This is a genomic window from Pantoea sp. UBA6567, assembly GCF_002434165.1.
Taxonomy (GTDB): Bacteria; Pseudomonadota; Gammaproteobacteria; order Enterobacterales; family Enterobacteriaceae; genus Pantoea; species Pantoea eucrina.
The window spans coordinates 265,959-289,403 of sequence record NZ_DJJN01000004.1; the positions used below are offsets into that span (position 1 = coordinate 265,959).

The window sequence follows — 23,445 nt, forward strand, 5'->3', positions numbered from 1 at the left end:
GTTATGCCTGCATATCTGTTCACTGAATGGAGAGGATTAAATGTCAAACGGTAAGCCTGTTGAGATTACGGCTGGTACAGGGTATCAGCTCGGCGCTAACTTTGATGGGGAAGGCGTTAACTTCGCCCTTTTCTCCGCACACGCTGAGCGGGTTGAACTCTGCCTGTACGATCCAAGCGGTCAGCATGAGATTGCCCGCTTTGATCTGCCGGAATATACGCATGAAGTATGGCACGGCTATGTGCCCGGCCTGCAGCCGGGTGCGCTGTATGGCTATCGCGTGCACGGACCTTATGATCCGGAAAACGGTCATCGCTTTAACCCGAATAAACTGCTGATCGACCCGTATGCGCGGGAACTGCAGGGCGATATCGACTGGAACGAAGCGCATTTTGCTTACGAACTGTTGCATGAAGATAAAGATCTGACGTTTGACAGCCGCGACAGCGGTCCGTTTACGCCTAAATGCCGGGTGGTAAACCCGAATGAGTTTGACTGGCAGGATCAGAACCGGCCATCCATTCCCTGGTCTCAGACGCTTATTTATGAAACGCACGTAAAAGGCTTCACCCAGCTTAATCCGCTGATCCCGGAAAATATGCGCGGTACCTACGATGGCATGAGCAATAAAGCCACGGTGGATTACATTAAAAGCCTGGGTATTACGTCAGTAGAACTGCTGCCGGTGCACTGGTTCCCGGACGATCAGCATCTGCTGGACAGAGGCCTGAAAAATTTCTGGGGCTACAATTCGCTGGCGTTTTTTGCCCCCGCCACGCGCTATTTTGGCCCGCGCGGTATTCAGGGCTTTCGTGATATGGTGCGCGGCTTCCACGATGCCGGTATCGAAGTGATCCTCGATGTGGTCTATAACCACACCGCCGAGGGCAATGAGCTTGGCCCGACGCTCTCATTCAAGGGGATCGATAACTTCTCTTACTACCGCACCCTGCCGGATCAGCATCGCTACTATATCAATGACACCGGTACCGGAAACACGGTAAATACCTCGCATCCGCGGGTACTGCAGCTGGTGACTGATTCGCTGCGCTACTGGGCAGAATCGATGCATATTGATGGCTTCCGCTTCGATCTCGGCACCATCCTCGGCCGTGAGCCGGAGGGCTTCGATCAGCGCGGCGGTTTCTTTGACGCGGTAACGCAGGATCCGGTGCTGTCTAAACTCAAGCTGATTGGTGAGCCGTGGGATATCGGCCCTGGCGGCTATCAGGTTGGTGGCTTCCCGCCGGGCTGGGCGGAGTGGAACGATAAATATCGCGATACGGTGCGTGAATACTGGAAAGGTGACAACGTCTCGACGGACTTCGCCGCGCGCCTGCTCGGTTCCGGCGATCTCTACGATCAGCGCGGTCGTCGTCCGTGGGCCAGCGTCAACTTTATTACCGCCCATGACGGGTTCACGCTGAATGACCTGGTTTCCTACAACGAGAAACACAACGACGATAACGGCGAGGATAACAACGACGGTCATAACGATAACCGCTCATATAACTACGGTGCTGAAGGCGCAACCGAAGATGAGGGAATTATCGCCGTGCGCGAACGTCAGAAACGCAACTTCCTCGCCACGCTGCTCTTCTCCCACGGTACGCCGATGCTGCTGGCAGGCGATGAGTTTGGTCGCAGCCAGATGGGCAATAACAATGGCTACTGTCAGGATAGTGATATCTCCTGGCTCCACTGGGAAAACCTGCCGCCGTCGGCTGACGCGCTGCGTGAATTTACCAAACGCGTCATTGCCCTGCGTGCTAAACAGCCGCTGCTGCGCCGCGAAAGCTGGCGCGACGGCATGGACATCAAATGGTTTAACGCCGGCGGTGGTTTCCAGCAGTCGGAGCAGTGGGAAGAAGGCTCCACGCTGGGCGTCTATATTGGCCGTCCCGATCTGCAGCCGGAAGAAGGCATCTGGCACGACGTGCTGATGCTGTTTAACCCGTTTGAAGGCAATGTGCCGTTCCGCATTCCGCAGTTTGGTGAAGGCGGCTGGGTGCTGGAGCTGACCACGTCAGAGACCGCCAATGAGGGCCTGGTCATCACTCAGGAGCAGGATTTCGAACTGGAAGGGCGCAGCCTGGCGCTGTTCCGCCGTCCGTAACCCGTTCCCCGCGGAGCCGATCGCCGGCTCCGCATTTTTACCCGCCTGATGCACTAACTGTTAACGCCGTCACGAAAAAATCCTTAACTATTTTATCCTGCTGCCGATGAACATCCATCGACCCTGCTTTTTGTGTGCCTTTGCGCCGGGGTGTAACGCTATTAAGGATAATAATATGACCATCTCGCAACGCCTGCTGCTCACATTTTCTATGCTGTTCGGCGCGATTATTCTACAGGCTCTTCTGGCTATCTCCCTGCTCTCAGGCTTTCAGGAGCGCTTTGAATTCGTACAGGACAATGCCATCCCTTCAATAAAAGATCTCAGTGAGCTGGTGGATCAGAGCAATCAGCTGGCGCTGCTGCTCTATAAGCATCAGTCTCAGCCTGATGAGCGCGCGCTCCCGGTAGTGGAAAGCAGCATTCATCAACAGCTCGGGCTGCTGAAAACGCATACCGATTATTATCTCGCGCATGATATATCGAGCGAGGAGGATAAGCGCCTTACTGAAATCGCCTACGCCAGCCTGCAACGCGTTAACGACCACCTTCCGGCATTTCTCAGCGCCTCCCGTCAGCATCAAAACGCGGTCAGTCTGGCGTTGATTGAAGGCGAACAGGGGATCGGCGCCGCTATCCGGGAGCTTATCCGCGGCTATCAGCAGCAGCTGGAACTGAACATCACTATCAGCAATACGCTGCGCGCTGCCAACCGCGCAACATTCCATAATGTCCTGTGGGCCACCATCGCCGGCGTGGTCGCGACGGTCGTTGTTTTTGGTATCTTCGCGACCCTGACAGTGCTGCGCATTCGTCGCAGCCTGAGCCACGCCGGTCAGGTCATGCTGCGCGCCAGTGATAATCTCGATCTGACTCTGAATGCTGACGCTACGCGCCGCGATGAGGTGGGTAATATGGCTCAGGCATTCAACACGCTGATAGGTAACGTGGCCACCTCGCTGTCGGCGGTGCAGCACGCGTCCCGTTCGGTCAGCGGAGCAGCGGCAGAAATCAGCGCCGGTAATCAGGATCTCTCGGCACGTTCAGAAGAGCAGGCGGCTTCGCTGGAGCAGACCGCTGCCAGCATGACCGAGCTGGGCGAAACCGTACGCCAGACGGCTGATAATACCCGTCAGGCCAGCAGTCTGGCAGAACATGCCAGTACGCTGTCGGAACAGAGCAGCCAGTCACTCACTACCCTGCTCACCACCATGGGTGATATCCGCAGCAGCTCACGCAGCGTCACCGAGATTGTCTCGCTGATAGAAGGGATCGCTTTTCAGACCAATATTCTGGCGCTGAACGCTGCTGTCGAAGCCGCTCGCGCCGGCGAACACGGCAAAGGCTTTGCCGTTGTTGCCGGTGAAGTGCGGAACCTGTCGCAGCGTTCAACGTCTGCGGCACGGGAAATTAAAGTGCTGATTGAAAACGCACATCGCCTGACTGAAGCCGGGGCCGCACAGGCCAGCCACGTCAGCCAGAATATGCAGATAATGAATGATGCCATTCATCAGGTCAGCGCTCTGATGGGCGAGATTGCCGCCGCCGCCGTTGAGCAGAGTCAGGGCATAATGCAGGTTCAGCAGGCCGTCAATCAGATGGATGACGTAACGCAGCAGAACGCCGCGCTGGTGGAGCAGGCTTCTGCCGCCTCGCAGTCCCTGCAGGATCAGGCAGAGATGCTCAGCCAGCTGGCGGCGAAATTTATTCTCACCGCCGAGCCTGAAACCGCCCCGGCAGCGACCGGCGACTCAGCCGCAGCACCGGCATTCGCCTTTTCATAATACGGGAGCAAACCGGCGCAACCGTTTCTGCAGCGATCGGATGCGCGCCCTGTTCATCTCCTCTGGCGCCTGCCCGCGACGACGGGCAATGGCGGCAGAGCGATGCGGTTACGTCACTTCTGCGTTGATATCTGAAACGTTCAGAAACGCGCCGCAATAAAAGTCACGATCGTTTCGGGCAAAGAATAATCTTAAAGTTAGCTTAAGACTAAGACTGTAATCTGTTGAGTGCGCACTGCACATGCGATGCACGCGCGTACGAAGATGGTAATTTCTGGAATAATTTGCCCGCCCTGCGCGGGTTTTTTTTAAGTCAAATTTGCACTAATCCCCGATAAAGCCACCACGCTTCGCTTTTTATCAGTACCACTCTAATATGAAGGCGGCGATAACGTTTGTGATCATCACGCCTGCACGCTTTTTTTGCCTGCAAAAACAGTACCTTTACGCACCGGAGAGATAGCCTATGCTGGCTGCACAATAAAATTCCACGTTAGAGGGATCTGTTATGTTTGCTGCGTCCGTACCCTGCACCAAAGAAGTCATGCCGTTGTATCATGAGATCATTGATACCGTTAATCTGAACGGCGTACGCTGCCACATCATCTATAACAGCGTGGCACCCAGCGTCAGCGTAATAGTGGCGGAGGTAAGCGAAATGCAGCATCGGGTGCTGGCTGTGCTAGAGCTGGAGCGCGTGAATGGGATTAATACTCTGCTGCGCATCAAATCATTTAGTACGGCGTCTGAACAGAAGCTGGCTGGCACTATCGTAATTGAACCCTGCGGCCTGGCTGCAGCCCTCTATAAAGCGCTGACAATAAAAAAGCATATTACGCTGACAGGATTGTAAGGCATGAAGCGCCCGCAGCGTGCGGGCTCTTCTGTCACTTTGTATCAGCTGCCGCAGCTTCCAGCGCATTAACCTTTTCCAGATATGAATCAGCCTCAGCCTTATCCATAATCACCTGGGCGCAGGCCATGCAATGGCTGCCTTTAACATCGGGTACGATGTCATCGGGATTACCTGTATTGAGCGGTACATCTCGCGTGTCGTAAACAAAAGCTTCTGAGCCACATGCCGGACATTTCATGCTATTTCTCCCTTTTTAAACCGGTGAAACAATCATAGCTGACAGACCTCAACCCGGCTGGCAACGGCTGACCAAATTATGCGGCGTCAGCATCACTATCCTGAGACATCGTCACCAGATTCGATAATTTCAGATATTTCACACTCTCGTTTAATCGCCCGCAACGCCCTGCCCCGGCTTAAGCATAAACAGGTGATTCGCTCATTTTATGCAACAGTTTGTCTCCTGGAGTGCTGTTTATCACTTTGCAGCGTACAGATAGAGTGTGTGTTATCAGCAACGGCCTCAGAGGCCCGATAACACTCAGGAGCAGCAAAATGAAAATTGCATTGATTGGCGCATCCGGACAGGCGGGTTCCCGCATTCTTCACGAACTGACTGCACGCGGCCATACCGTAACGGCTATTGCGCGCAATGCGGATAAGATTTCGCCAGCTGAAAGCGTTATTCCGGCCGCGGGTGATATCAACGATCCGCAGGCGCTGGCAGAGGTGCTGGCCGGGCACGATGCCGTGATCAGCTCAGTACACTTCAGCGCCAGCGATCCCGATAAACTGGTCGACGCGGTAAAAGCGTCAGGTGTAAAACGCTATTACGTTGTTGGCGGCGCAGGCAGCCTGGAAGTTGCGCCAGGCGTAAAAGTGATCGATACCCCCACCTTCCCGGAAATGTACAAAACGGAAGCTGAGGCGGGCGTGCGCTTTCTGGAAAAACTGCGTGCGCAGCATGACCTTACCTGGACCTTTCTTTCGCCATCCGCCCTGTTCACGGCGGGCGAACGCACCGGTAAATTTCGCCTGGGGAAAGATACGCTGCTGACCAATGAGCAGGGTAGCAGCATTTCGTTTGAAGATTACGCCATTGCGATGGCTGATGAGATTGAAACCCCGGCGCACGCTAACCAGCGCTTTACCGTGGGTTATTAATGGTCGAAGCGCAGAGACGCACCTCAGGGCAGCCTGAGGTGCTTGACCAGATAGTCGATCAATACGCGCTGCGCCTGCGGCATCTTTTTCTGCGTGAGATAGACTGCACTGACCTCCAGCCGATCGGGTTCATATTCCGGCAGCAGCCTGACTAACCTGCCCGCTGCAATCTCCTCCTGCACGGCAAACAGCGGGAGCACAGCCATTCCGCCCCCCATTTTTACCGCTTTCAGCAAAATCGCTGCTTCATTGGTGCTGATACTGCCTGTTACGGGCAGGTCGATGACTTCATTTTCATGATGAAACCGCCACGCATGACCAAAACAGCTATAGGTCAGACAGTTATGATCCTGCAGCTCGCGCAGGCTGCCGGGGGTGCCCTGTTTATCCAGATAGGCTTTGCTGGCGCACAGCACTGAGGAGCAGTATCCAAGGTGACGCGCGTAAAGCGCCGGGGCGAGTGTGGCGGCGATGCGGATAGCCAGATCGATCCCCTCTTCTGCCAGATCAAGCGACCTGCCTGTAACCTGCAGATTAACCTCTATTTCCGGGTAGATTTGCAGAAAATCGATCAGCATGCCCGTCAGGCAGCACTCGGCCAGCAGGGCGTCAGCGGTGACTTTCAGTTTACCTCTCGGTACGGCAGTGATCCCCGGCCCCATCGCGGTAAGTCCGTCGACGAGCGTCCTGATCTCCTGACACAGCAGCAGTGCCTGCTCGCCGGCGACGGTCAGGCTGAGTTTGCGTGTCGTGCGGTGCAGCAGACGCGAACCTGTCCACTCCTCCATCAGCGCAATGTAGCGTGATGCCATAGCCCGCGACAGGCCCAGATGCTCTGCCGCCGCCGTTATGCTGCCTCGCTTTGCCGTCTCTGCAAAGACGATAAGCGCTGTGATCCTTTCCATTCACTCACCTCGTGCAACAATGCACCTGAAGTATGCCTGTTTTACTGTTGCGGCGTCTGATTATCATTAACAGCGGTAAACCCTGCAGGATGTTGATGATATCATCGCAGAATCTGTTGAGATCTGAGGCCACCCGCATGACCGTTTTTTACCAATTCTCCGCAACCCGCCTGCAGGGTAAGCCGGTTTCAATGTCTGACTACGCCGGTAAGCTGGTTCTGGTGGTGAATACCGCCAGCCACTGCGGGTTTACGCGCCAGTATGCGGGCCTTGAAGCGCTCTGGCAGAAGTACGCGGCACAGGGGCTGGTGATACTCGGTTTCCCCTGCAACCAGTTTGGCAAGCAGGAGCCCGGCACTGCCAGTGAGATTGCGCAGACGTGCCATATTAACTACGGGGTAAGCTTCCCGATGTTTGAAAAAACCGAGGTTAACGGAGCCGCAGCACATCCGCTGTTTGATTATCTTAAGACGGAATTACCTGGCCTCGCGGGCAGGCGAATCAAGTGGAACTTTACGAAGTTTCTCGTCGGACGCGACGGCCAGCCGTTAAGACGTTTTGCCCCCATCACCTCACCGGAAAAAATAGAAGCGGCAATCCTTGCGGCGTTATGACGGTATAACTTCGCCCGTTTGCTCTTAGTCTGACCTGCAACCCTACCGCCTCTCTTTGATCTGGTTTCAGAAGGCTATAGGTTTAAACCCTGCATCCAGAACTGACTGAGTTGTGCAACGGAAAAAGTGGATGCAGGCAGCAGGGGTTCGGGTTGTTCAGAAAAAATTTTCTTCGCTAATTGCCTTCCCACCAGCTGCGCTGCGGCAGTTTTACTGTGTCTCTGGTGGTAAAAGTGTTGCAGAGCAATGACCGGATCCTCTATCTCTTCCAGTATACATGTCAGACGCCATGCATCTTCCAGCGCCTGACACGCTCCCTGCCCGGAGGTGGGCAGAGAAGCATGAGCCGCATCCCCGATGAGTAAGACATTATCTTTATGCCAAAAAGGAAGCGGATCGACATCATGCACCAATATACCCTTCACAGATGCTCTGTCGCATGACAGTAACACCTTCCGCACCGGCTCAGGCCAGTCCTGAAAGCGCTGATTTAGCTCATCGTACCAGTATGCCTGAGAAAATTTATTATCAGCAGGCGTGTTCCAGGCCCCTGCCCAATAGCACCACTCATTCTTTACCGGAACGATTCCAAAACGCTCACCCTGACCACGGAAATCATCGATCGCATTGTTCAGGAGGCACTTTGGCTGTCTTGCCACCCCGATTACATTCACAAAACCATGATAACGAGGTGTGACTTCTTCCGAATATAATGCCTGGCGGACAACCGAATTCATGCGACCGTCCGCGCCGACGACCAGATCAAACGCCTGGCTTAGCTTCATTACGTCCGCTGCACTGATTGCTCGATTGAACGTAATCTCTCTGCCCAGACTCGCAAACGCACTGGCCAGTAAGCCCATCAGCTCACGCCGTAACACTGTCACACTCGGAAAACCACAAAGTGAATTTACTGCTGAAATGTCGAATTGCGTCTGGAGGCAACCATTTCTATCAAACTGGCGCATCATGCACGGTACACCTCCTGTCTGTTTAATTTTTTCGTCCAGACCCATCTTATGCATAACGAACATGGCATTGGGCCATAATGTCACGCCTGCGCCCATGTCAGACACGTTTCTTCCACGCTCAAACAGGCTGACCTGATGGCCCTGTCGGGTCGCGAGTATGCCAAGTGCCATTCCTGCAATGCCGGCACCGACGATGGCAATTTTCTTAGGTCTGGTCATCAATATTCTCCTTGTACGAAACGGAATAAAAATTGTAATGACCTTCTGATTGTTGATAAATACAAAGCTATAGCTTTGTTAATCTCATTTTCCGGGATAATTGATGATTGAAAAATGTGAATTGCAGTGGTTGATCAGCTTTCAGGTTGTTTATGAAAAGCTGAGTTTTAAGCGCGCGTCAGAGCAGCTTCAGTTGCCATCGTCTAATGTCAGCCGACATGTGGCTTTACTGGAACAACTCCTTCATGTGCGTCTGCTGGAGCGTACAACGCGCAGAATAATGCCAACCGCAGCCGGCAGACAGCTATATCAATCCATTACTCCGCTGACTCACGGATTAGATCATGCTTTGCAAGAAGCTGCCCTGTCTGGTGATTCACTGACAGGGCACCTGAAGATCATTACACCAGATCTGCCATTCATGGCAGATATCCTCGCTGACTTCTGCATCAGGCATCCTCAAATCCAGCTCAGCTGTGACACGCAATTGGATCCAACAGAAGGCCTGCTGGACGGCTTTGATCTGATATTACGCTTTGGGCGTGGGCCACTGAAGGACTCTAGCTGGGTTGCGAGGGAGATCCTTCGCTGGCCGAGCTGTGTGGTCGCGGCCCCGACACTTCTGGAACGTTATCCCTTACCGCAATCTATTGATGAACTGACCAAACTCCCCTGCATTACCAGTATGTCGGTACTTCAGGGAATGCCGTGGAGATTTGAACACGGCCATACCGTTCAGGTGCAGTCCGGCTACAAGGTGAACAGCGGACAGATGGCTAAAGCCGCTGCAATGAAAGGAGTGGGTTTTGCCATTTTGCCTCATCATGCCTGTGAGTCAGAAGTGAATAACGGTTCCCTCGTTAAAATCACCTGCAACCGCCAGCCCGAAGATTTGGTGCTATATGCGCTCTATTCCGGCAAAAAATACCTGCAGATAAAAGTAAAGGCGTTTCTGGAACATCTGCAACAGGCTATTGCTCCACTGGATATACACAGTAAGAAAGAACCATGATTGACCTGGCAATTCACTATTCTGGCTGAAATGAAAAAAGTGCGGCAAAAGGGTTTGAAGAAATAGCCCGGCGGTGTTTTGAGCAACGCAGCCAGACACTCTTCGTTAAATCACTGCCCGGTAAGGTCTGTACGATCTCCACGCAGTGTTGGATGGGAGATGACGATAAACTCGACCGCAGCATCAGTGCCATTTCTGGCCTGATGTTTTGAGCCAGGGGGAATCTCAATGCCCTGCTGAGCAATGATACGATGCTCTTTCCCTTCCAGTTCCATGGTCAGAAACCCATCCAGAACAAAAAAAAACTGCCTGGATATGGAGTGATAGTGTCGCTTTTCACACGTTTTTGGGGCATCTTTTCATGAATAATCAGCATATCTTGTCTGTTTACCGGATACCAACCATCGCACTTATCACCCCATACATAATGCTCAGCATTAGACTTAGAAATCATGGATTATTACCTGTTGCTCGCTTAAGAATTTCCGACCTGATGAGTTGTTATACTTTGAGAACTCTTCGATTCGCAACAGAGACGTTAAGTTAAGTTTGGATAACAGGCTTGTACAAGACCAGTAAGCAACAGCCCTGAAGGACAGACTCGCCGCTTCTGATGAAGCGTCGACGCTGTGTTCACTTTGCCAGAGTACTTTGGTAACGGTTTTGGCAGCCTGGTTATCAACGCTATCTAAAATGAGGCACGCAGACAGGCGTTGGAGACATTAGCCTTATTTTCAGCGTCGAATGCACAATCTTTTTATAAAAACGCGGCCTTGCTCTTGTCAGAAAAAGTCTCTCCCCATCAGGTCTTACCCGGACAGATCTGCGCTGTATGGATATAGTTAGCAAGCTATAATATAGCTGCGTAATGTATGTTCGAATCGGGATGAGAGGCGGCGGCGCTGAAAGCTGCGGGTTCAGCAAACAGGCAGCGGACACCGCTGCGCTATACGTTAACGGGTTTCTCATGAGGCGGAACTCAGAGGCCGATTCATAACAGCATGATTATATTTAATAGGGCAAAGCTACCCGTTTGCCACGATCCTGACGTCCGCTTCTCGCTCAAAGCGAGTCTTTTAATGCCGCCCGTCCGCTTTGTGCCAGAAGCGGATATTGCCTTTGAGCCTGAACTGTCAAAGTTTTATCAGTATCAAAGCTGATGGAATGTATGTGCAGCAAAGCGGTTTTCAGATAATCCGGGGCTGACATCAGATTTAGCTTTGAGCAGTACACCGTCATATTCAGACTGCACAGTAAGTCCCACAGAAGCAGTGGTGCAATAGAGACGGGTAAACCTCTCACCGGCAAGTGTCGGGCAGGTGCACTGGATCCCAGGTGAGGTCAGAATAGTGTCGGTGGTCCCATCCGGGTGGTAACGGATAACACGGTTCCCTCCCCATTCAGCATTCCACTGCGGGTTGCTAAACGTGAATAAAGGCATTACTGCAGAAAACGTGCAGAGAGCCGGTCGCCGAAAAGCATGATGGCGAGCCCGGTCAGCATGACCAGCACTCCTCCCAGCTTCAGCAACGAGACTGACCGCCTTACCGCGCCCATCAGGGCAAAATGGTCGATGATCTGCGATGAGAGTAGCTGTCCGACAATCGCCAGTCCAAGCAGGGCTGAAAAACCAATTTTGGGTGCGAGCACGACATAGCTGAATAATGCACAAGCACCGATCAGTCCGCCCGCCAGGCTCCACACAGGCTGCGAAGGAATAGCTGCAAGGGAGATGAAGAGTCCCCCACGCAGCAGCGAGTATATTCCGAGGCTGAACGCCCCGACCGTAAAGGAAAACCACGCGGCGGTGACAGGATCCCCGCCGAGCCCTTTTGCGAGCTGACTGTTCAGGGTCGTCTGAAGCGTAATCCCCAGACCTGCCGCAAACGCTACCACGTAATAAATCGCGCTCATGCTGTCTGTCTCTGTCAGTTTGCCTGAACCAGCGGCAGGAATTTTTCCGCAAAGATGTCTGGCTGATACCCTGCTGCGGCAAAAAGGTGCTCGCGTGATTCATCGATGGCGGCGCGAAGGTGCTTGCTGTCCACACCCAGCACTTTGCCGTTTTGCTTGACGATGCGCCCGCCGATCATCACGGTATCAATGTTGCTGCGTTCAGCAGCATGTACCACCGTGCCAAACGCATTTCCGTTGGGATAAAGGTTGAGGTCAGCCGCGTTAATCAAGATCAAATCTGCCTGTTTGCCTGGCGTCAGGCTCCCGATTTTATCCTGCAGCCCGGCACAAACCGCGCCATCAACGGTTGCCGATTTAAGCAGCTGCGCAGCCGGAAGCGTTGTCAGCGAATGTCCGGAATCACAGCAGTGCTGCTTATGCATACCCATCACACGCTGCAAATAGAACGCCACTCGCATTTCCATAAACATGTCGGTGCTGTAAGACGTTTCATTGTCCACGCTAAGGCCAGGATTGATGCCATGACGCTGCGCGGCTTCAATGGCGAACATCCCGCTTTCGATCCCATAGTGCGAATCTGAGCGCGGGCAGACGTTGACCCGGACACCGGCGGCGCGCAGAATCTCCCATCCCTTATCAGGCAGGGCTGTGCAATGGTTGAAAATATTGTCCGGGCCAAGCAGACCCTGCTGATGCAGTGAATCGAGTTCGGAGGCCATTTCAGCACCAAAGAACTCGGTGACAATCGGCAGCCCCAGCCTGCGGGCCTCAGCCCACAATTCCGGCTCCAGCTGGGCCATGACGCCCAGCGTCACAAGACTCTCAGGATTATCCCTGAAATATTTTTCCTGCAGACGCTGCCAGTTGCCAGGCCAGTGCGCCTTATCCCATTCACCGGCCACCGGCGCGCCGGAAGCATGGATAGCGCGAATACCGGCATCAAGCAGGGCTTCAACGGCGGCATCGGCGTGTGCTGCGGTCCGGCTGTTGTGTGAGTTATCAATCATCGTGGTGATACCCGCATCAATCGCGCCCAGCGCCGTCAGAAGATTACCGACATAGATATCTTCCGGGCGGTAATATCTGGCGAATGAAAAGTGCGTCGCATTGCTATAGTCGTCCAGACAGGTTGCGTTAGGGTTGATGCGACGCAGCTGACCTTCCCAGGCGTGACGATGAGAATCGACCATCCCCGGCATGGCAATCATATTTGTGGCATCAATGACGTGAGCACCGGGTGCGTCAAGGTTCTGACCCACGGCGGTAATCGTTGAGCCGTTGATGAGGATGTCACCGCGCTCCATGTTGCCGACGCTCTCGTCCATACTCAGTATCGTCGCGCCACGAATCAACGTAGCCTGTAACGTGACATTCTGATTGTTAACAATATTTCTGATGTAATCGGTCATTAACCTGCCTCTTTCCTAATCAATAAGGAAACGATACGCGACGCTATTAACCTTAAAAAGATGTCTAAACCGTTTTTATCATTCATAATTCGCGAATAATCAGACTCAGTTTTTACTCAGGGAAAGGATGATGGATCGGATTCAGGCTATGCAGATTTTCATGCGGATTGCTGAAGCCGGAAGTTTTGTGCGCGCGGCAGAAACGCTGTCACTGCCTTCTTCGACTGTTACCAGCACGATCAAAAACCTGGAGAAGTACCTGCAGGTACGTCTGCTGAACCGCACGACAAGACGGGTCAGCCTTACTCCTGAAGGTCTGCAGTATCTGGCGCAATGCCGAGAAATCCTGTCGCTGATTGAACATAGCGAATCCAGCCTGAGTGATTCCATCAGCCGTCCCCGGGGGCGGCTGCGGGTTGATATGCCTGGTGGGATCGCCCATTTCATCGTCATGCCAAACCTGAAAAACTTTTACCGGCTTTATCCGGATATTTACCTGATGATTGGTGTGAGCGATCGGCAGGTCGATCTTGTGCAGGAAGGGGTGGATTGCGTCATACGAACCGGTGAATTAACTGACTCTACATTGGTTGCCCGTCCGCTTGGCCGGTTTCGCTGGGTGACCTGTGCCTCACCGGACTATCTCAGGGAGTTCGGTGTTCCTGAAACGCCTGAAACGTTGTCACAGCATCGGGCGATTCATTACTTTTCCGGTTCGGGAAGACGCACTAATGAACTGCGTTTTACACAAGGCGCTGAGACCCTCTCTGTTCCGGTGGAGGGGAATGCAGCCGTCAACGAAACGGGACTCTACATTAGACTGTGTCTTGAGGGATTTGGGCTGGCACAGCTTGCTGAGAATGTGATTTCGAAGGATCTGCAGCAAGGCAAACTGGTCGAAGTTCTGGCGGACTGGCAGCCACCCTCCGTGCCGGTGACGATGCTCTATCCGCATCAGCGTTTTCTTTCTCCCGCCGTGCGTGCTTTTGCTGACTGGGTTTCCGGACTTTTTAACGAAGGCGCAGGTGAGAAGCAATCTTTCCGGTAAAAGAGGGCGCCGGTAACAGGAAGCGCCTTTAGAACAATAATCAACAGCACCCTCAGCAGAGGACCCGATCGTTTCCCCTGCTGTATCGGTGAATTTAGCCCGGCTGCTGTGCAGGTTCCAGGTGAGCGTTGCGTCCGGCAGCCATTCCGGTGCAGGCGCCTGCGACTGCGATTGCTGCGGTCATCAGTAATGGCATCGTCCAGCCTCCGGACAGCTCCTGCACTTTGCCCAGCAACAGCGGTCCCATCGCCGCCATCAGATAACCGACACTCTGTGCCATGCCTGACAACGCGGCAGCATCATCGACGTTTTTAGTACGCAGTCCGATGAAGGTCAGACCCAGCATCATGCTGGCACCTGAGCCGAAGCCGAGAAGCGCCGCCCACAGCATGGCCAGATTCGGCAGATACAGGATGCCGATAAAGGACACCGCGGTTAACAGGCTGACGCCAGCAGCAGCTAATTTCTGATCGTTAAGACGACGCAGCGTGGCTGCCAGAATCAGGCCGGGTATGGCAGTGGTCAGCTGAAGGATGCCGTGTACCTCACCAGCCTGAACGGAAGAGAGTCCACTGTCCGTCAGAATGGCAGGCAGCCAGCCGACCGCCACATAAAACGGCATCGCATTCAGGCCCATAAACAGGGTGACCTGCCATGCCAGAGGCGATCGCCAGACCGCGACGGTCGCTGCTTTTTTCTCACCCGCTGCTGGCAGCTGATGCTTCTTCGCTAACTGGGGCAACCATAAAAACAGCGCAAAGAGTGGTGCAAAAACCAGCATGGCTAACGCGATGTTCCAGCCCCAGCGCTGCGTCAGAGGAATGACAATGGCAGAGCCAATGGCACCAGCCGCGCCCATGGTGATGGAATAGGCCCCTGTTACGGAAGCCATCCTGTCAGAAAAGTCACGCTTGATAAGGCCAGGCAGCAGGACATTGCCCAGGGCAATCCCGATACCTATCAATACTGTTCCGGCATAAAGCGCCCAGACACTGGCTGTGGAGCGAAGCAGGATGCCCGCTGAAATCACGATCAGGGCACCAAAAAGGGTTCGTTCCAGGCCGTACTTGCGGGAAATGGATGCGCTCAGGGGGGAAAAAGCGGCAAAGGCCAGCAAAGGCAGCGAGTTAAGTAACCCAATGGCTGTGATACTTAGCCCAAAATCATGGCGAATGGACTCTAAAACGGGTGCGATAGCGGTAAAAGGAACACGCAGGTTAATGGCGATAAAGAGGATGCCGGTCACAAGTATGACAGAAGACCACTTGTTCGTAATGCGGGACATAAATTCTGCTTTCTCTAAAAAAAGAAAGACTTTAAAGGAGGTATAAGTTACAGAATATAGATAACCTGACAACATATAACTAAATCATGCCAGTTAATAAAAAACCGGTGACCTCACCGGATGAGTTTGATGCTGATGCTTTCAGTCAGGCTGCGGTCGCCCTGCATGTATTATCGTCTGGCGAGTATGCCGGGCAGAGTCCACACGCTCACCGTAAAGGACAACTTATTCTCGCTTTACGCGGTGCAGTAAGCTGTGAGGTTCAGGATGCGCTATGGATTGTTCCACCGGGACATGCTGTCTGGGTACCGGGAGAAATACCTCACAGTTGCCGGGTCACGAAGAATGCGGCCACCTGCTTTTTGTTTATCGAACCCGGCGCGGCAGCGATGCCGGAAACCTGCTGTACCCTTGCCATTACCCCTCTGGTCCGCGAGCTGATTCTGTTTCTGGCAGAGCAGGAACATGCTTATTTACCTGACGATAAAACCGCGAGGCTTGCAGCGGTACTGCTGGAACATATACCGGATGTGCCGGTTAAAGCGCTTCACCTGCCTGTATCCGACCATCCTAAAATCCGGTATATGGCTGAGGCACTTTTTAATGTGCCTGATGACCGGAGAACGTTAAAACAGTGGGCTGCGGACCTTGCAACCAGCGAACGATCTCTGGCCAGACTGGTCAGAGACGTGACAGGAATGAGCTTTGGTCGCTGGCGTCAGCAGTTGCACTTAATGATTGCTCTAAGCCATCTGGCAGAAGGTCAGTCCGTGCAGCGCGTAGCCGGAACGCTGGGATATGATTCGGTCAGCGCATTTATCACAATGTTCAGAAAAGCACTGGGGAAATCGCCGACACACTATTTTTCATCTCTGAACTAATGCAAAAAAACACCAACCAGATTTATATAAACAACGTCAACGTCCGATTTTTGCTTAAAGCGGACAGGGAGTGACCTGTATTTTTATTCCTGATGTAACCTGCAAAGCAGATACCCATCTCCAGACCGCTGGAAACAGCAGAATCCTGTCTGGTTCAGATGCATACCGGCAATAATCAGTTTGTCATCCACGGCCTGTTGCAGCGCTTTTTTCCTTGTCTCTTCAGCCTGTAGAGGATTGACATCAAACATGATTGAAACAGCGGGAACTGCTGACTGAATATAGGGAAAATGAACGACATCTCCCCATATTAACACCGCTTTTTTATCGGAATGAATATGAAATCCGGTGTGTCCTGGGGTATGGCCTGGCAGCCATACAGGGCGAATGCCCTGCACAACTTCATTTTCATCAAGCAGGCGTATCTTCCCGGCATAGGCGGCCAGGACTTTTCGGAACAGTGCAAAATTATGTTTGCCGCGCTCACTGGCTCTCTGTAGTTTTTCATTATCCTGCCAGTGCGCAATTTCAAGGGGATGAATATAGAGATCAGCTTTTTTATATACCGGCTCTCCGTTTTCATGCAGCAGACCGCCGATATGATCGGGATGACCGTGCGTCAGTAATATCCTGTCTACGTCATCAGGCAGAATGCCGAGCATCGTCAGCTTCTCCTTAAGCCTCCCACCCACGTTGTTTTGCCCGCCAGCGCCCGCATCTACCAGAATAGTGTGTCCATATCCACGGATGAGATAACCGTTAATATGGATATCACCCTGTCTCTCAATCCCGGCAGCGCACTGGATACTTGCAGCCTTTGCGACGTCAATACCTGAAAGAAGATCAAGCGTGGCCGCCATAGTGCCATCGCTCAGCGCAATAACCTGATAACCGCCAACCTGACAGGTCGGGAAACTATCACCGTGCATGCATACCTCATAATAGTGCTGGCAGGCGCCCGCTTGCCTGATGTGTTTTCATCATGCTAAGCAACTGTTTTCCCGATTTAAATCGAAATTAATTCACTGATTAATGATATTTTGTCACTGTAAAGAATTTTGTATCAATAATCAGGCCGTATTAATGCTAAGAAAAATTCCCAGCAGTCGAGCCATGCTTGCCTTTGAAGCCGCAGCAAGGCATGGAAATTTTGCGCGGGCAGCGCAGGAGTTATCACTTACCGAAGGCGCAATCAGTCGACAAATAGCCCGCCTTGAGTCCATGTTAAACTGCAGATTGTTTGATCGCAGCGGAAGTCGCGTTACGCTCAATTCAGTTGGCGCCCGCTATGCAGATCAAATACGCGAATCGCTTGACCGGCTGGAAAGAGATACGCAATCGGTCATAGGTGTGCCAGAAGGCGGTAAGACTCTGGAGATTGCTGCCCTGCCAACGTTTTCATGCCGCTGGCTAATCCCGCGTCTGAAAAGCTTTTATACCCTGTATCCGGAAATTAGTGTGAACATCGCCGCCAGAACAGATCCATTTATTCTCGCTGGCAGTGGTTTTGACGCGGTAATACATTTCGATCATCCGGCATGGGCAGGTATGCATATGCAGTTTCTTTTTCAGGAAACGCTGCTGCCTGTATGCCATCCGGCACTTCTGAAGAACAAAAAAGAGAGCGTGCCGCTTAATGAGCTGCCTCGCATTCACCGTCTTCAGAATCCGCAGGCATGGCAGTACTATGCGCAGGAAACCGGAATTGAACTTGATAACCCGGCGCAGGGAGTCCGCTATGATCTGCACGAAATGTCTATCGCCGCAGCGCTGTCAGTACAGGGCGTTGCACTGGTGCCGCGGATATATGTCGAAAAAGAGTTAACTAACGGCGAGCTTATTGCTCCCTGGCCTGAGTCTGCTTCACTCAGCAAAAACTTTCATTTAATAAAACCGGCTTCAACAGGCATAAATGAAACGGCGCTGCATGCTTTTGAGCAATGGCTGATGACGGAAATTAATCCGAAAGCATAACGTCGCCGTTATTGATAAAACCAACTTCTGACGCTGATAACGCTCCGGACACGTCTCCGACCGTTGCAGAACTGCGCGTGCGGGTGCTCTGGTCGGAAGCAAGATGAAGGCACAGACTGCCCCCTTCCCGCCGTCGTTTAAGGCCAGCTGTTTTTGCCTCTCCCGCTCTGTTGGCGGAATGCCAGGGTGTCAGTGGCCGATACGGTTTCCGTGCTCATCGATAATCTGTTCACCATCTTCTTTCATCAATGCCCCTTTCTGTGGATCAGGCAGAATATCCAGAACGGCTTCAGACGGACGACAGAGCGCTGTACCGAGCGGCGTTACCACCACCGGACGGTTAATGAGAATGGGGTGAGCCAGCATAGCATCCAGCAGTTCGTCATCGCTGAACCGATCCTCTGCCAGACCCAGCTGCTCAAACGGTTCCGTATTTTTGCGCAGCAGTGCGCGCACGCTGATTCCCATATCTGCAATCAGCGTCTGCAGCTCAGCGCGTGTCGGCGGCGTCTCCAGATATAAAATCACTGCTGGCTCCACGCCACTATTGCGGATAAGCGCCAGGGTGTTACGGGACGTGCCGCAGGCCGGGTTGTGGTAAATAGTAATGTCAGTCATCAGTCATACTCCATACAGGCGCTGCATGCACGCAGCCCGGATCACGTTTAAACAGACAGGCGCAGGGCCAGCGCGGCCAGCGTCACAAAAAGCACCGGCAGGGTCATCACGATGCCAACACGAAAGTAATAGCCCCAGCTAACAGTGATATTTTTTTGCGCCAGAACGTGCAGCCACAGCAGGGTTGCCAGGCTGCCAATCGGGGTAATTTTCGGGCCGAGGTCGCAGCCAATGATGTTCGCGTAAATCATTGCCTCTTTTACCGTGCCCTGAGCGGTACTGCCGTCAATAGAGAGCGCCCCGACCAGCACGGTGGGCATGTTGTTCATGACCGATGACAGAAAGGCCGTCAGAAAGCCCGTACCCAGCGTTGCCCCCCAGACGCCGTGCTCTGCAAAGCGGTTCAGAATGGCTGAGAGATCATCCGTCAGGCCGGCATTACGCAGACCATATACCACCAGATACATGCCCAGCGAGAAGATAACGATTTGCCAGGGTGCACCTTTCAGCACCTTACGGGTATCGATAACGTGTCCTTTGCGTGCAACCAGCCAGAGAATGAAGGCCGCCGCTGCCGCAACCAGGCTGACCGGTACGCCAAGCGGCTCCAGCGCAAAAAAACCGGCCAGCAGCAGAATCAGCACCAGCCAGCCGGTTTTGAAGGTCCGCCTGTCACGGATAGCGTCACGGGGCATTTTTAGCTTTGTCAGGTCATAACCTGCCGGAATATCTTTGCAGAAAAACATGTGCAGCATTACCAGCGTAGCCACTACGGAAGCAATATTCACCGGCACCATAACGGACGCATATTCGCTAAAGCCCAGCGTAAAGAAATCCGCCGTTACGATGTTGACCAGGTTCGATACGATGAGCGGCAGGCTGGACGTGTCCGCGATAAACCCAGCCGCCATCACAAATGCCAGCGTGGCACCTGGGCTGAAGCCCAGCGCCAGCAGCATGGCGATGACAATCGGCGTGAGGATAAGCGCCGCGCCGTCATTGGCGAACAGCGCCGCCACCGCCGCGCCCAGCAGAACAATATACGTGAACAGCAGCCTGCCTCTGCCGCCTCCCCAGCGGGAAACATGCAGTGCCGCCCACTCAAAAAAGCCGGATGCATCCAGCAGCAGGCTGATGATGATAACCGCGATAAACGTGGCCGTGGCGTTCCAGACAATCTGCCAGACCGCCGGAATATCCCCGATATGCACCACGCCCGTCAGCAGCGCCAGCGCAGCCCCGATAACAGCACTCCAGCCAATACTGAGTCCTTTCGGCTGCCAGATAACCAGCACCAGCGTCAGAACAAAAATTGCACCTGCCAGAAACATAGTCCCTCCTTCACTACTGCACCTCACAGAATAAGCACAGCGCAACCAGAAACGTTAAATATGGAAAAGCATATATGTATAGGTAAATTTTTAAATGCAGACAGGTTTGCCATTGGTCGTAGCGTTGTCCCGCTCAGCCTGCCGGCTAAGATGCTGGATGTCATCCTGCTGACACAGATAAGCCTGTTCAATCACGGCTGCAGCCCAGGCGGGCATGTGAGGGGACAGCCGGTAATGGATCCATTTGCCGTCACGCCTGTCGATAAGCAGGCCGCTGTCTCTGAGTAGCGCAAGATGCCGGGATACTTTGGGCTGGCTCTCTTTCAGTATCAGCGTCAGCTCGCATACACAGAGCTCACCTTTTTCACGCAGAAGCAGGACAAGCTTTAAACGCGTTTCGTCAGACAGCCCCTTAAAAAGCTGAAGAGGAAAAAGCTGAGGCATGATAACTCCGGGTAGCTGGCGTAAAAAGCCAGTGTGACTTTACGCGCAAATGCCGTCAATACATATGCATAAATTCATATATAAATACCAGGCTGATTCCATGTATGTTTCTGCGGTGACATGCGCAGACATGGTTAATATACACGCTGGTACCGCTGTTCGCAGCCCTGTTCCGCTTGCTGAAACGTTGACCTCTCACCGTTTTTGTTTATAGTTTAGTGCCTGTCCTGAGAGGGGCAGGCTTCGCCGTCAGCGCCCCGCGCCGGGTTTCGCTGGCTTATTGCAGTCCTGAAGGCATCCTTTTGCCGTAAAGGAGAACTCAAAAATCATGCGTCTTACGCCACCCTGAGTCGTCATCCTCCCCTGTCGCACTGAGTAGTTTCAGTCGCGCACTCAAAAACATCCCGTCTGCGGATGTGCTTTTTCGTCCCTGAATTTTTTGCCCTCACGGGCTGACTGTATCTAAAATCTGAGAAATTACTATGCTGCTGTCCTCGACGCGTAAGGGCTGGCTGGGCAACGTCCGTGGTGACGTGCTCGCCGGTATTGTCGTCGCGCTCGCGCTCATTCCTGAAGCGATCGCGTTTTCCATCATTGCCGGAGTCGACCCGCAGGTCGGCCTCTACTCGGCCTTCTGTATTCCCGTGGTTATGGCCATCTTTGGCGGACGTCCCGCCATGATTTCATCGGCTACCGGCGCCATGGCGCTGCTGATGATAACGCTGGTGAAAGATCACGGCCTGCAGTATCTGCTGGCGGCATCAGTGCTAACCGGCCTGCTGCAGCTGGCTGCCGGCTACCTGAGGCTTGGCAGTCTGATGCGCTACGTGTCGCGCTCGGTCGTGACGGGCTTCGTCAACGCGCTGGCCATTCTGATTTTTATGGCACAGTTGCCGGAGCTGACCAACGTGACCTGGCACGTGTATGCGCTCACCGCCGCAGGCCTGGCAATCATCTACCTCTTTCCGTACCTCAATAAAACTATTCCCTCCCCGCTGGTCTGCATCGTGGTGCTGACCGCCATCTCCATGTGGCTGCATCTGGACGTGCGCACCGTGGGCGACATGGGCAAGCTGCCCGACAGCCTGCCGGTGTTCCTCATTCCGGACATTCCGCTGAACCTGGATACGCTGCTGTTTATCCTGCCTTACTCCGCCGGCCTTGCCGTGGTGGGACTGCTGGAGTCGATGATGACCGCCACTATCGTGGACGACATGACCGACACCCCGAGCGACAAAAACCGCGAGTGCAAGGCGCAGGGCATCGCCAACGTCTGCACGGCGTTTATCGGCGGCATGGCGGGCTGCGCCATGATTGGTCAGTCGGTGATTAACGTAAAATCCGGCGGGCGCGGGCGCCTCTCCACCCTGACGGCCGGGCTGGTGCTGCTCTGTCTGATTATTTTCCTCCGCGATCAGGTGTCGCAGATCCCGATGGCGGCGCTGGTCGCGGTGATGATCATGGTCTCCATCGGCACCTTCTCCTGGCGATCCATCACCGACCTGCGCCGCCATCCGCTCTCGACCAGCGTGGTCATGCTGGCAACCGTGGTCGTGGTGGTGGCCACCGACAACCTGGCCTTCGGCGTGCTGACCGGGGTGCTGATTGCTTCGCTGAACTTTGCCACTAAGGTAGCGCGCTTTATGACGGTCAGATCATCACGGGAGGGTGAGACACGGATCTATACCGTGACCGGCCAGGTCTTTTTTGCCTCCGCCGATCGCTTTATGAGCCACTTTGACTTCAGGGAAGCGGCAGAGCGCGTGGTCATTGACGTCACGCACGCCCACTTCTGGGACATCACCGCCGTTAGCGCACTGGACAGGGCGGTAATTAAGTTCCGCCGCGAAGGCGCTGAGGTAGAAATACCGGGCATGAACGACGCCACCCGTACCCTCGTTGACCGCTTCGGCGTGCATGACAAGCCGGAAGAAGCGGAAAAACTGATGGGCGGTCACTAACTGACAGGAGTTACAGCTATGAACAATACCGTTGTGGCCTGCGTGGATGGTTCGCCGTCAACCGGGCCAGTCTGTGACTACGCGGCGTGGGCCGCCGCCGGCCTTTCCGCGCCGCTGGCCCTGCTGCACGTGCTGGAAAAAGACGGTCATCCGGCCGTCTCTGACCTGAGCGGCAGCATTGGCATCGACAGCAAAGAGCTGCTGACCGAAGCGCTTGTGCGCGTGGAGGGTGAGCGCAGCCGCCTGCTTATGGCGCAGGGGAAAACTATTCTGGCCGGCTGTGCTGAACGGCTGGCCCGGACGGGACGCCCGGAGGTACGCCAGCTGCAGATGCACGGCGCACTGGACGAAATCCTTGCCGGGCTGGATGACGTCAGGCTGATGGTGCTCGGACGACGGGGCGCAGAACATACGGTGGGCAGCCAGCTGGAAAGCGTCATCCGCCTGCAGAAAGCGCCCGTGCTGGTTGTGCCGGAAACGTTTATTGCGCCATCCCGGGTACTTTTTGCCTGGGATGGCAGCGAGGCCAGCCGCCGAAACCTGACCCGGCTGACCGTGAGCCCGCTGCTTCGCGGCCTGGCCTGCCATGTTGTGATGGTGAACGGCGACGATGCTTCACTCCATGATGCGCAGCACATCCTGCAGGCAGCCGGCATTGATGCAGAGTCACGGCTGATACAGGATGAATCCGTCTCGCGCGGGCTGTGCCGTTACGCGCAGGAGAACGGAACGGACCTGATCGTGATGGGAGCCTGGGGACACTCCCGGCTGCGCCGCTTCTTTATCGGCAGTCACACCACGGCGATGCTGGCTGAAAGCCGTTATCCGCTGCTGATGCTGCGGTAAACGTTACGGGCCTGCAATCGCAGACCCTTTTCATAACGAGCCTCCGGAACACAAGTCCCGGAGCAGTTCATTTGTGCGGCGCCTTTGTCAG

At 54.0% G+C, this 23,445-nt stretch carries 22 protein-coding genes and 1 pseudogene; 11 read left to right on the forward strand and 12 right to left on the reverse strand.

Annotation, left to right across the window (positions count from 1 at the left end):
* The first annotated feature begins 40 nt into the window (after window positions 1-40).
* The 3 genes from glgX (at window position 41) to B4M48_RS04560 (ending at window position 4,752) form a co-directional block, all read left to right on the forward strand.
* Entirely contained in the window at window positions 41-2,116 is a 2,076-nt protein-coding gene (gene glgX / locus B4M48_RS04550) for a glycogen debranching protein GlgX (RefSeq protein ID WP_040113837.1), read from the forward strand.
* Between the two features lie 175 nt (window positions 2,117-2,291).
* Window positions 2,292-3,899 carry a methyl-accepting chemotaxis protein gene (locus B4M48_RS04555; RefSeq protein WP_288656095.1) on the forward strand — a complete coding sequence of 536 codons (1,608 nt, stop codon included), beginning with the start codon at window positions 2,292-2,294 and terminating at the stop codon, window positions 3,897-3,899.
* Between the two features lie 508 nt (window positions 3,900-4,407).
* Window positions 4,408-4,752, forward strand: a complete 345-nt coding sequence (locus tag B4M48_RS04560) for a hypothetical protein (protein WP_071668292.1) — start codon at window positions 4,408-4,410, stop codon at window positions 4,750-4,752.
* A gap of 34 nt (window positions 4,753-4,786) precedes the next feature.
* On the opposite strand, the gene B4M48_RS04565 is transcribed toward B4M48_RS04560, so the two are convergent.
* Entirely contained in the window at window positions 4,787-4,993 is a 207-nt protein-coding gene (locus B4M48_RS04565) for a type II toxin-antitoxin system MqsA family antitoxin (protein ID WP_071668291.1), read from the reverse strand.
* Window positions 4,994-5,310: 317 nt separating this feature from the next.
* On the opposite strand from B4M48_RS04565, the gene B4M48_RS04570 reads away from it, so the two are divergent.
* Window positions 5,311-5,919 (forward strand): NAD(P)-dependent oxidoreductase, encoded by a 609-nt coding sequence (locus B4M48_RS04570; protein WP_283341162.1) that lies wholly within the window; start codon window positions 5,311-5,313, stop codon window positions 5,917-5,919.
* Between the two features lie 23 nt (window positions 5,920-5,942).
* Here the strand turns inward: B4M48_RS04570 and B4M48_RS04575 are convergent, their stop codons facing one another.
* Complete coding sequence (locus B4M48_RS04575; RefSeq protein WP_288656098.1) at window positions 5,943-6,824, reverse strand: LysR family transcriptional regulator; 882 nt, start codon at window positions 6,822-6,824, stop codon at window positions 5,943-5,945.
* Window positions 6,825-6,961: 137 nt separating this feature from the next.
* Here B4M48_RS04575 and B4M48_RS04580 point away from each other — a divergent pair, with 137 nt between their 5' ends.
* On the forward strand, window positions 6,962-7,438 hold the full coding sequence (locus tag B4M48_RS04580; protein WP_283341161.1) for a glutathione peroxidase: 477 nt from the start codon (window positions 6,962-6,964) through the stop codon (window positions 7,436-7,438).
* A 74-nt stretch (window positions 7,439-7,512) separates the two neighbouring features.
* Here the strand turns inward: B4M48_RS04580 and B4M48_RS04585 are convergent, their stop codons facing one another.
* Complete coding sequence (locus tag B4M48_RS04585) at window positions 7,513-8,628, reverse strand: FAD-dependent monooxygenase (protein WP_071668288.1); 1,116 nt, start codon at window positions 8,626-8,628, stop codon at window positions 7,513-7,515.
* 103 nt (window positions 8,629-8,731) lie between these two features.
* On the opposite strand from B4M48_RS04585, the gene B4M48_RS04590 reads away from it, so the two are divergent.
* Window positions 8,732-9,640 carry a LysR family transcriptional regulator gene (locus tag B4M48_RS04590; RefSeq protein ID WP_250341358.1) on the forward strand — a complete coding sequence of 303 codons (909 nt, stop codon included), beginning with the start codon at window positions 8,732-8,734 and terminating at the stop codon, window positions 9,638-9,640.
* Between the two features lie 110 nt (window positions 9,641-9,750).
* On the opposite strand, the pseudogene B4M48_RS04595 reads toward B4M48_RS04590, so the two are convergent.
* From B4M48_RS04595 to B4M48_RS04610, 4 genes and pseudogenes are all read right to left on the reverse strand, one after another.
* A pseudogene (locus B4M48_RS04595) lies at window positions 9,751-10,094 on the reverse strand (cupin domain-containing protein).
* A 696-nt stretch (window positions 10,095-10,790) separates the two neighbouring features.
* Window positions 10,791-11,081: an SMP-30/gluconolactonase/LRE family protein gene (locus B4M48_RS04600; protein WP_223811793.1), complete on the reverse strand. Its 291-nt coding sequence runs from the start codon at window positions 11,079-11,081 to the stop codon at window positions 10,791-10,793.
* Window positions 11,081-11,554, reverse strand: a complete 474-nt coding sequence (locus B4M48_RS04605; RefSeq protein WP_071668286.1) for a DMT family transporter — start codon at window positions 11,552-11,554, stop codon at window positions 11,081-11,083. The genes B4M48_RS04600 and B4M48_RS04605 overlap by 1 nt, the downstream gene beginning before the upstream one ends.
* 14 nt (window positions 11,555-11,568) lie before the next feature.
* A complete protein-coding gene (locus B4M48_RS04610) occupies window positions 11,569-12,966 on the reverse strand; it encodes an amidohydrolase family protein (RefSeq protein ID WP_071668285.1) in 1,398 nt (465 codons plus the stop codon).
* 130 nt (window positions 12,967-13,096) lie between these two features.
* Here B4M48_RS04610 and B4M48_RS04615 point away from each other — a divergent pair, with 130 nt between their 5' ends.
* On the forward strand, window positions 13,097-14,014 hold the full coding sequence (locus B4M48_RS04615; protein WP_071668284.1) for a LysR family transcriptional regulator: 918 nt from the start codon (window positions 13,097-13,099) through the stop codon (window positions 14,012-14,014).
* A 94-nt stretch (window positions 14,015-14,108) separates the two neighbouring features.
* On the opposite strand, the gene B4M48_RS04620 is transcribed toward B4M48_RS04615, so the two are convergent.
* Window positions 14,109-15,299, reverse strand: coding sequence for a CynX/NimT family MFS transporter (locus B4M48_RS04620; protein ID WP_071668421.1), 1,191 nt, complete (start codon window positions 15,297-15,299; stop codon window positions 14,109-14,111).
* An 86-nt stretch (window positions 15,300-15,385) separates the two neighbouring features.
* Between B4M48_RS04620 and B4M48_RS04625 the strand changes: the two genes are divergently transcribed.
* The gene (locus B4M48_RS04625; protein ID WP_071668283.1) at window positions 15,386-16,180 is read left to right on the forward strand and encodes an AraC family transcriptional regulator; all 795 of its coding nucleotides are present in this window, start codon (window positions 15,386-15,388) and stop codon (window positions 16,178-16,180) included.
* 83 nt (window positions 16,181-16,263) lie between these two features.
* On the opposite strand, the gene B4M48_RS04630 is transcribed toward B4M48_RS04625, so the two are convergent.
* On the reverse strand, window positions 16,264-17,109 hold the full coding sequence (locus tag B4M48_RS04630) for an MBL fold metallo-hydrolase (protein ID WP_071668282.1): 846 nt from the start codon (window positions 17,107-17,109) through the stop codon (window positions 16,264-16,266).
* Between the two features lie 154 nt (window positions 17,110-17,263).
* Between B4M48_RS04630 and B4M48_RS04635 the strand changes: the two genes are divergently transcribed.
* On the forward strand, window positions 17,264-18,154 hold the full coding sequence (locus B4M48_RS04635) for a LysR substrate-binding domain-containing protein (protein ID WP_071668281.1): 891 nt from the start codon (window positions 17,264-17,266) through the stop codon (window positions 18,152-18,154).
* 189 nt (window positions 18,155-18,343) lie between these two features.
* Here B4M48_RS04635 and arsC read toward each other — a convergent pair whose 3' ends face one another.
* From arsC to B4M48_RS04650, 3 genes are all read right to left on the reverse strand, one after another.
* On the reverse strand, window positions 18,344-18,772 hold the full coding sequence (arsC, locus tag B4M48_RS04640) for a glutaredoxin-dependent arsenate reductase (protein WP_065647630.1): 429 nt from the start codon (window positions 18,770-18,772) through the stop codon (window positions 18,344-18,346).
* A 47-nt stretch (window positions 18,773-18,819) separates the two neighbouring features.
* Complete coding sequence (locus B4M48_RS04645; RefSeq protein ID WP_071668280.1) at window positions 18,820-20,103, reverse strand: arsenic transporter; 1,284 nt, start codon at window positions 20,101-20,103, stop codon at window positions 18,820-18,822.
* A gap of 90 nt (window positions 20,104-20,193) precedes the next feature.
* On the reverse strand, window positions 20,194-20,547 hold the full coding sequence (locus tag B4M48_RS04650) for a metalloregulator ArsR/SmtB family transcription factor (protein WP_065647628.1): 354 nt from the start codon (window positions 20,545-20,547) through the stop codon (window positions 20,194-20,196).
* Between the two features lie 482 nt (window positions 20,548-21,029).
* On the opposite strand from B4M48_RS04650, the gene B4M48_RS04655 reads away from it, so the two are divergent.
* Both B4M48_RS04655 and B4M48_RS04660 read left to right on the forward strand, forming a co-directional pair.
* On the forward strand, window positions 21,030-22,508 hold the full coding sequence (locus tag B4M48_RS04655) for a SulP family inorganic anion transporter (protein ID WP_288656102.1): 1,479 nt from the start codon (window positions 21,030-21,032) through the stop codon (window positions 22,506-22,508).
* Window positions 22,509-22,526: 18 nt separating this feature from the next.
* A complete protein-coding gene (locus B4M48_RS04660) occupies window positions 22,527-23,354 on the forward strand; it encodes a universal stress protein (RefSeq protein WP_071668279.1) in 828 nt (275 codons plus the stop codon).
* Window positions 23,355-23,445: the final 91 nt, after the last annotated feature.